This window comes from Janthinobacterium agaricidamnosum NBRC 102515 = DSM 9628 (assembly GCF_000723165.1).
Classification (GTDB): Bacteria; Pseudomonadota; Gammaproteobacteria; order Burkholderiales; family Burkholderiaceae_D; genus Janthinobacterium; species Janthinobacterium agaricidamnosum.
Genome location: NZ_HG322949.1, coordinates 5897781 through 5899021 on the forward strand (window position 1 = coordinate 5897781; position 1241 = coordinate 5899021).

The window sequence follows — 1241 nt, forward strand, 5'->3', positions numbered from 1 at the left end:
TGGCTTGCGGATCGGCAGTCGCCGGCCCGATGTTCCCAACTGATCAAGAAGGTTTCCACGGCTACCTGCGCGCTGGCGCCGGCAGCACCACCGGCGGCGACGGCGGCCCGCAAAGCTGCTTCGGCCTGGGCGGCAATACCATGAAATATCGTCTCGGCAATGAGTGCGATGCCTACACCGAATTCGGCTACACCAAGGAAATCGCGAAATCGGACGGCGTCAGCTACGTCGGCACGTTCTGGGTCAATGCATTCGCCCCCAACTCCGACTTCGGTTCCAACAAGATCGGCATCGTCAAGGCCTATGTCGAAGCCAAGGGCATCGACATATTGAAAGGCGGCACGGCCTGGGCCGGCAAGCGTTTCTACTACCGTCCTGACGTCCACATGCTGGATATGCAGTACATCAACCTGAACGGCACCGGCGCCGGCCTGGACCGTTTGCCGCTGGGACCTGGTAAATTCTCGTACGCCTTCTTCAAGGACAACGACGTCAATGCGATCGGCACCGATCCGGTGACCAAGGCGCCGACGGTACTGGGCACCACCGCCGCGACCCGCCAGAACTTCATCTGGGGCGAAATCCCGGTCAATGAAAACGGCCAGCTGGACATCGCGACCACGATCATCACGGCGCAAGGGCGCGATACCGATATCTTTGGCCCGAAACACAATGGCTGGCAAGTGTCGGCGTTCCACCGCCAGGATAAAGTATTCGGCGGCTCGAACACCTTCGGTCTGCAGCACGGCGTGGGCCCAGGCATCGGCGGCGCCGGCAACGGCCAGTTCGGCGCCTCGGGCAGCACCTCGTTCGGTTCCGACGTGACCCGTACCCGTATCTTCAACGATATGGCGATCCAGCCACTGTGGAACTTCGGCATGGAATTCGTTGCCCTGGTACAGCGCGACAAGTCCGATGCACAAGGTTCGTCGACCTGGACCTCGATCGGCGTACGCCCTGTGTACGCGTTCAGCAACAACTTCAAGCTGGTGACCGAACTGGGCACCGACCGCGTGACCGTGCCGAATGGCGGCGACGCCAAGCGCCTGACCAAACTGACCATCGCCCCGACGCTGTCGGCCGGCCCTGGCCTGTGGTCGCGTCCTGAATTGCGCGCCTTCGTCACCTACGGCAAATGGAACGACGCGGCGACCGCGTCGGTCAACGCGGCCAACAATTCCGGCCCGGTCTACAACAACAATACCAGCGGCACCTCGTACGGCTTCCAGGTCGAAACCTGG

1 protein-coding gene (only partly in view) is annotated in these 1241 nt (G+C 62.0%); it reads left to right on the plus strand.

Features of this window, described 5'->3' with window-relative positions:
- Nucleotides 1-29: 29 nt before the first annotated feature.
- Nucleotides 30-1241: the 5' portion of a maltoporin gene (locus GJA_RS25575; protein WP_081905579.1), read on the plus strand. The gene runs 24 nt beyond the window's last position; 1212 of the gene's 1236 nt are visible here — the first part of the coding sequence; it begins with the start codon at nt 30-32; the stop codon falls past the right edge of the window.